This window comes from Sphingobium sp. BS19 (assembly GCF_027925545.1).
Classification (GTDB): Bacteria; Pseudomonadota; Alphaproteobacteria; order Sphingomonadales; family Sphingomonadaceae; genus Sphingobium.
Genome location: NZ_BSEF01000031.1, coordinates 21,342 through 28,024, shown reverse-complemented (window position 1 = coordinate 28,024; position 6,683 = coordinate 21,342). Strand labels below are relative to the sequence as shown.

The following is a 6,683-nucleotide window of genomic DNA, read 5'->3' as shown; positions in this document are numbered from 1 at the left end:
AAGCTCCTCGGTACTCATACGCAACACCGCCATGCTCAATACCTCCGAACAGCCGGAGGGCACGGTAGCCCAAGTGAGACATCTCTACTTTGCGCAACTGTGACATTTGAACGTTGCTGCTACAATATTTGTTCCTGCCATTTAGAGAAGTCACAATTTCTGCCATATAGAAATGTCACACGTTGAGGAAAGCAGGGGCTGCGTGGAGCCCTCGGGATAGCGCAGCGCAGACCCTGCTGATGCGCTGATCTTGGGGTAGTGGCCATGGACCCGCTGCCCTGCAGTGGGCCCGGTCATGTCCTCTGCACGAACCTGAGCGTGCCGCGTTCGTGCAACGCCTCATCACTGAGCCTGGGACCGCGCTTGAGCTTCGAGCCGCCCAGTTTGCGGCGATCGATCTTCGCGGGTGGTTCCGGCTCGGGGAACAGATGCATGGGTTGGTCACGGCGGGCAGGGGCGTCATTGTTGCGTTTGCGATGATGCGGCATGATCGCCTGCATCTGCCGGGCCAGCAGCAACGCTGCGTCCAGATGCTTGTTCTCGACAATGGCAGGCTGGTTCACCTGCCGCATCTTGTCGAACTGACGATAGGGCAGGACATGGCCCTCATGCTCGATCTCCAGTCGACCGTCGGGATATTCGCAGACCGTCACCCGCTTGCGCGCCAGCTTTTCGCTGACATCGTTCGGCTCCAGGATGAACATCGCCTTGTTGTAGTGCAGCGTCAGCGCTGCCGTCACCGTTCGCTGCTCCCGCCAGACCATGATCGAGCGCAGATCGTCATGCGGTGCAAGCGGGCGGTGCAGATCGCGGACATCGAAGGCAGGGCGGGCAAACCGCTCGTTGTGCCTGGCCATATAACTGTCGAGGAAAGCGTTTGCGTCCGCGATCGACGAGATACCCTCCAGTCGCATCGCTTTCACCAGGCGATCCTGCAAGGTGGCGTTGGCCCGCTCGACGCGGCCCTTGGCCTGTGGCGAGTTGGCGCAGATGATCTCGATGTTCAGGGCATCCAGCGCACGGCCAAAATGCGTCATCCCGTCGCCACGCGCGGCGCTGGCCCGCGCGTTCCGGAAAACACTGTGCTTGTCGGAATAAAAGGCCACCGGCTTGCCGTGCCGTTCGATATACGCGCGGGTCGCCTCCATGTAAGCGAAGGTGCTCTCGCTCTCGACCATCCTGAGGTGCATCAGTTCGCTGGTCGCGTCGTCGATATAGACCAGCAATGTGCATTGCGGGCCGCGGTCTTCGAACCACCAATGTTTTGAGCCGTCGATCTGGATCAGTTCGCCCCGACAATCCCGGCGGTAGCGCGGCTGATATGGGCGAGGACGGCGAGCCTGACGATCCTTCCAAATCCCGGCCTCGATCATCATCTGCCGCAGCTTCTCACGCGAAATCCGGAGATCATGCCGTTCGGCCAAATACTCCGCAGCCAATGTAGGCCCAAAATCATGATAATGGGTCCGAACCAGTGCGACAATCTGATCTCTGATGGCATCATCCAAGCGCCGGTTACTTGGTCGACCACGGCGGCGCGACAAAAGCCCGGATGATCCATCGTCAAGGTAACGCGTCAGCAGTCGATGGGCGTGGCGGCGGCTGACGCTCATCAGCCTTGCGGCCTGGGTGACGGTCATGCGACCTGAAACCACATGCATCAGCGTCTCGACCCGCGAAAGCTCCTCGGTACTCATACGCAACACCGCCATGCTCAATACCTCCGAACAGCCGGAGGGCACGGTAGCCCAAGTGAGACATCTCTACTTTGCGCAACTGTGACATTTGAACGTTGCTGCTACAAATCTAAAGTTCGATAATAATAGTTATGTTAAATCGGATTAGTTATTGCTCTGATATTGCTAGCTTAATCGTCAAATGTGTCGCTACCAATATCTCGCGCGCTGTGGATCACACGGTAAAGCTCGACGCTTCCGTCAACGACGCCATAAAAAAGAGAATAGCGCCCGACGACGAACGAGCGGATGGATGCGCCTAATTCAGGTCGACTGCGACCAGCGTGAGGATTACCGACAAGAAGCGCCAACGCCTCATCGATGCGATCAAGAAGTTTATCGGCTGCAACATCGTTGTCAGTCGCGATATACAGCCAGATCGAGATCAGATCCTCTTCTGCTGCGGGCCTCTTGTAGATCGCCATCAATCTTCTTGGGCGTCGGTGCTGAGTGCCTTTAACTGCGCGCGTGCACGCGTCTTAACAGATGCCATATCCAGCGGTGTTGCCGGGCCGCTGTCAACTCCGCGTTGGATCTCGACGCGCAGAGCCTCCAGCTTCAGTGCCTCACGACGTTGCCGGTCCTGAAGCAGTCGCAGCGCATCGCGAACAACCTCGCTTGACGACTGGTACCGCCCGCCGCCCACGGACTCCCGGACAAAGCGATCGAGATCGGGGGTAAGGGATACATTCATTGCAGACATAGCGCACTCCTTCAGCATAGAAGTATCGCTAGTGAAGTCCTATGTCAAAGATTGACAATGCGTTGGACACTTCTCCGTTCAGAATGCCAATTCTGCCTGTTTCGGAACCATCCTGGGCTGCTGCTGCCCGCCGGAAATTAAACCGCGAGCTGCGCCTGCCAAGATGTAAACGGCCTGCCGTTGCGCACCGCGATTATGATGGTCCACACAATAGCCCTGATAATGCCGCTTAAGTAGGCCAGCGCGAACAAGGTCAGATACAGCGCGGCTCACGTTCGTCTTGCCAGACGCCCGCACCTGCTGACGGATAGCGACTTCTACCATAGCCGTGGCCTGAGCTACGTCACATGGTAAAGTGCCCGATTTCTCCAACTCTTGGCGCATCCGTTCTTCCAATGCGACACGCCGAGGGTCACGCTGGCCCATCGGGGTCAGCGCGTCGCACAGCCAGTCACGCAAGGAAATGAGGCCACCGCCCTTTGCCACGAGAGGGCCGGCGCTGCCGTCAGGGCGGGACACCTGCGCGATCAGATTTAGGACCATAAACGCATACCGCGGTCGAGACGAAGACCGCGCAAGCAGCTCCAGCAGGGATGGCATATCCATTTGTGGGCGGCCGTCGCCAATTATCGGAGATTGCAACATAACGGGATTGAATCAAGCACATATAGGGGGTGAAGTGAATCCCCTTTGGCCATCCACTTGATCATTTTGTCAGCTGTGACACTTTGCCCAAAGGTAAAGTGTCACGCGCGCCCTTTCATTATAACACTGGGCAACTCCCTCCAAGGACGACCTGTGCATTTGTTGCGGGGGGCTGGCGGCAGGATGTATCCAGTCTTGTTTTTCAATGGCTTCGCCGAAAGGTGACTAGCGAAAACACAATCGAAATGCGAATCGTTCGCACTATGAGCAGTCTCGAAGATGCTGGCCGCTTGGGCGATATCACCGCATTCGAAGCCGAATGCCGCCAGGCGACGACGCTCGAACAACTCAAATCCTTGCTTGATGCGATCGTTCGTCAGTTCGGATTCCGCTGGTTCGCATTGGTACACAATGTCGACCTTAAACGGACCACCCGCAAAGCCCTGCTGATAACCACCTATCCGGTACGCTGGGTCGAGGAGGTAATAGACGCGCGCCTCCATCTTGAAGATCCGGTCCACGTCGCCTGCGCCAAGACCGTCTCCGGGCTCACCTGGGATCAGATCGGGGATTACATCGCGCCCAATGCTCGCCAGCTTTCGATTCTTGAACGGGGTCGCGCGCATGGACTGGCATCGGGGTTTACTATGCCTATCAGGATGCGCGATGAGCCCGACGCGATGTTCACAGTAGCGCGGCAAGGCGATGAGACGATCTCAAGCCCGGACCTTCTCTCTGCCCGATTGATTGGCACGGTTGCGTTCGACCGGGCTCGTACCCTTCTCGGTCCCGATGAACTGGCAAATGTGCCGACAGCGCTCAGCCCCCGCCAGATCGACTGCCTGGACCTCGTGGCACAAGGGAAAAGTGACTGGGAAATTGGACAGATTCTAGGTCTGAGCCGTGATACAGTCCATGAATATGTCGAAGGTGCGCGCCGACGCTATGGCGTGCGTCGCCGGACACAGCTCGTGCTGCGCGCCGTTCGAGACGGACATTTGAACATCGACACGCTCGTCTAGCGGTTTTGCTCCCACTATAGCGAATAGGCGCATCAAGTCGTTTTGTCTTGAGGCCATAAGATGGTTGGCCATCCAGGCCGTCCCCCATTTCTACGCCCTCGCCATCTTTCGTACATCCACCCCCCCCTTTATGGGGGGATTGCCCGAAAACGCCGGGCCGGGTTCAAAAGAGAGGTGATTTTCAACGAAGAGTGGTCGGCGCATTTCTAATGCAGCGGCGCTGAAAAGCGGAGAAATCAGATGCAGCGCCTGCGCCTTGCCCTTGCCGTTCCGATCGTGGCGATGTTCGCCCAGGCGGCTCCTGCGTCCGCCAACGATCTGGGCTGCCAGGTTTTGCTTTGCCTCTCGAACCCGGGCGGTGCGACCCAGTACCCCGCCTGCGTACCGCCTATGGTGAAGCTCTGGGAGCGTTTGGCATTGGGCGGTTCATTCCCCGGCTGCTCCGGTGGCGGCGTTGCGAAGACCAAGGTCTATGATCGCGATTCCGCTTTGCGGCGCCGGGTGGTGATGACGTTCACCGACGGGCGGCAGCAATCCTATTCTCTCGCGAATATTGAAAGCTTGCCAGCGTCTCCCGACGAACCCGGGACCACACCACAGTGATCCTCGAGCTCGCAACCGTGGTCGGACTGGCGCAGCAATGCGCACCATCGGTTGCGGTCGAAACGCTTGTGTCGGTCGTCCATACCGAGAGTCATTTCAACCCCTACGCCATCGGCGTGAATGCGAAGGGCGTTGCCGCACCCAATCCCAGCGATCGGGCATCGGCCGCCGCAGCCGCGCGATCACTCATTGCCCGCGGCTACAACGTCGATCTGGGTCTGGGGCAAATCAACAGCGCAAATCTGAGGTGGCTTGGACTGTCGGTCGATGACGCCTTCGATCCCTGCCGTAATCTTGCTGCCGCCGCACGCGTGCTGGCTTCCAACTATCTGAGCGTTGCGCGCTCCAGCCCTTCTATAGAGGTGGCCATCGCGACCGCCATGTCGATGTACAATACGGGCAGTCGTTCGCGCGGGTTCGGAAACGGCTATGTCGGCCGCGTCTACGCGTCGTCGAGTGTCGTCGTGCCAGCGATCAGGCGTGGAGCGGCCCCGGAACCCGCCGCTTCGCCAGCGCCAGTAACGCCTGACCCCAAATTTACACAGCCGCCAACGGGCGGCATGTCGCCGCGCGTCCAAAACGGATGGGACACCGCTGCCGGAGCGCAGACGGCATCATTGATGGTCTTTGGGGGAGCATCCAACAGTTCACCGAAAGGACAAGCCGAATGACTGCCTTAGCGCCCAATTCCAAGATAGAGGTCATCGCATCGGATGCTCTCTGGATTGCGCTAAGCTCGAACACATGGCGAACATCAAATCTCGTGCCATGATCAGCGACCCACTGGCGCCGTTCCAACTCACTACCGGACCGTAATCTTACTCGCCGTTGCGGTGGGCGGCACTTCGACCGTTCGCCAAGCCCCCGTGCCGGTGTCGAGCATTCCCACCTGTGGTGACTTGCTCCGGTCGACATGAAAAGGGTCGCTGGCTGGATCGAACAAGTAGGCCACAGCTTTTCCGTTCGAGGCGACCGCGACGTCGCGGATGCCGTTTCCGACGCTTGCCGCCAAGGCGCTCCACTGCGTTACCGCGCCGCCAGGAGACCGACGAAAGAATGCAATTCCTGGCCGCTCTCCTACGAAGTAGGTGTTGTCAGCCGCGTCCTTGGTGGGAAATTCGGCGCCGGTGACATCTCGTAAGACGGGCCTGGGCAGCGTGGTGGCACCGCGCTCTACGACATAGACTGCGCTCCGGCTGTTTGTCTGATCGTATTTTGTCATGTCGTCAGCAAACTGGCGTGGACCATAAGCACCTAACAAAAGGCGATCTGGCGAGAGATAGATTATTCCCGTCTTTTCGAAGAACTCGAACGGCCCTGCAAACAGCGTTTCCCGACCTGAAGTCATATCGTATTCATATACGTCATGATCGGCCGCAAACGTCTTTGATCCGGGCGGCCGCGCTACGCCGCGCCAATAGGCTACGCGTTTTCTGTCCGGCGAGAGAACGGGTCCAGATATGCCACCCAAGGGTATGTTCAGTAGTCGCCATCCGGACCCGTCGGGATGCATCATGCCTATCCGGCTCTCCTCCCCCGCCTCGGACGACGGTGAGCCTCGTGCGCCCGCCGAAACCACCACCATGATCTCGTCACCGTGGGAACTATAGCTTCCTTCCAAAAGGCGCTCCTTCCCGAGCACGTATCGCGACAGGCGACCGTTCATCAGGTCGAGCGACAACAGATCGCAGCCATTGAAGATGGGCGCAGAACTTTCGCAGTCAGTCAGCAGCAGGTGACGCGCCTCTGGATCGATGCTGATCCTCGCAAGATAGCGCCCATCGCTAGCAGTTGGGGCGGAAGGCGGAACTGGTCCGCAAGCGCACAGGAGCGAGAGAAGGGCTGCAGCAACCCAGCCAGGTAATCGGATCGGACGTATTGTCGTGAACCATCGCACGGCACGACGGACCTTTACCAACCCGGTGGAAAATGCTGTCATATTACAGCCATCGTTCATGGGCGCCATACTGCCGT

Annotated in this window: 8 protein-coding genes; 3 read left to right on the top strand and 5 right to left on the bottom strand. The window is 58.6% G+C overall.

What is annotated here, in order from left to right:
- Window positions 1-293 precede the first annotated feature (293 nt).
- The 4 genes from QMG56_RS21285 to QMG56_RS21270 all read right to left on the bottom strand — a co-directional run bounded on the left by QMG56_RS21285 (window position 294) and on the right by QMG56_RS21270 (window position 3,084).
- Window positions 294-1,712, bottom strand: coding sequence for an ISNCY family transposase (locus tag QMG56_RS21285; protein WP_056366771.1), 1,419 nt, complete (start codon window positions 1,710-1,712; stop codon window positions 294-296).
- Between the two features lie 155 nt (window positions 1,713-1,867).
- Window positions 1,868-2,161 (bottom strand): type II toxin-antitoxin system RelE/ParE family toxin, encoded by a 294-nt coding sequence (locus QMG56_RS21280; RefSeq protein ID WP_281824731.1) that lies wholly within the window; start codon window positions 2,159-2,161, stop codon window positions 1,868-1,870.
- Window positions 2,161-2,439 (bottom strand): type II toxin-antitoxin system ParD family antitoxin, encoded by a 279-nt coding sequence (locus QMG56_RS21275; protein ID WP_281824729.1) that lies wholly within the window; start codon window positions 2,437-2,439, stop codon window positions 2,161-2,163. The genes QMG56_RS21280 and QMG56_RS21275 overlap by 1 nt, the downstream gene beginning before the upstream one ends.
- 78 nt (window positions 2,440-2,517) lie before the next feature.
- Window positions 2,518-3,084: a hypothetical protein gene (locus tag QMG56_RS21270; protein ID WP_281824728.1), complete on the bottom strand. Its 567-nt coding sequence runs from the start codon at window positions 3,082-3,084 to the stop codon at window positions 2,518-2,520.
- A gap of 263 nt (window positions 3,085-3,347) precedes the next feature.
- On the opposite strand from QMG56_RS21270, the gene QMG56_RS21265 reads away from it, so the two are divergent.
- From QMG56_RS21265 to QMG56_RS21255, 3 genes are all read left to right on the top strand, one after another.
- Complete coding sequence (locus QMG56_RS21265; protein WP_281824726.1) at window positions 3,348-4,106, top strand: LuxR family transcriptional regulator; 759 nt, start codon at window positions 3,348-3,350, stop codon at window positions 4,104-4,106.
- A gap of 240 nt (window positions 4,107-4,346) precedes the next feature.
- The gene (locus tag QMG56_RS21260) at window positions 4,347-4,709 is read left to right on the top strand and encodes a hypothetical protein (RefSeq protein WP_281824724.1); all 363 of its coding nucleotides are present in this window, start codon (window positions 4,347-4,349) and stop codon (window positions 4,707-4,709) included.
- Entirely contained in the window at window positions 4,706-5,380 is a 675-nt protein-coding gene (locus QMG56_RS21255) for a lytic transglycosylase domain-containing protein (protein ID WP_281824723.1), read from the top strand. The genes QMG56_RS21260 and QMG56_RS21255 overlap by 4 nt, the downstream gene beginning before the upstream one ends.
- Window positions 5,381-5,511: 131 nt before the next feature.
- Here the strand turns inward: QMG56_RS21255 and QMG56_RS21250 are convergent, their stop codons facing one another.
- On the bottom strand, window positions 5,512-6,648 hold the full coding sequence (locus QMG56_RS21250; protein ID WP_281824722.1) for a hypothetical protein: 1,137 nt from the start codon (window positions 6,646-6,648) through the stop codon (window positions 5,512-5,514).
- Between the last annotated feature and the right edge of the window lie 35 nt (window positions 6,649-6,683).

Excerpts from the sequence above, each read along its gene's own strand:
- QMG56_RS21285 (WP_056366771.1), bottom strand. The coding sequence starts at position 1,712 with ATGGCGGTGTTGCGTATGAGTACCGAGGAGCTTTCGCGGGTCGAGACG.
- QMG56_RS21280 (WP_281824731.1), bottom strand. The coding sequence starts at position 2,161 with ATGGCGATCTACAAGAGGCCCGCAGCAGAAGAGGATCTGATCTCGATC.
- QMG56_RS21275 (WP_281824729.1), bottom strand. The coding sequence starts at position 2,439 with ATGTCTGCAATGAATGTATCCCTTACCCCCGATCTCGATCGCTTTGTC.
- QMG56_RS21270 (WP_281824728.1), bottom strand. The coding sequence starts at position 3,084 with ATGTTGCAATCTCCGATAATTGGCGACGGCCGCCCACAAATGGATATG.
- QMG56_RS21265 (WP_281824726.1), top strand. The coding sequence starts at position 3,348 with ATGAGCAGTCTCGAAGATGCTGGCCGCTTGGGCGATATCACCGCATTC.
- QMG56_RS21260 (WP_281824724.1), top strand. The coding sequence starts at position 4,347 with ATGCAGCGCCTGCGCCTTGCCCTTGCCGTTCCGATCGTGGCGATGTTC.
- QMG56_RS21250 (WP_281824722.1), bottom strand. The coding sequence starts at position 6,648 with ATGACAGCATTTTCCACCGGGTTGGTAAAGGTCCGTCGTGCCGTGCGA.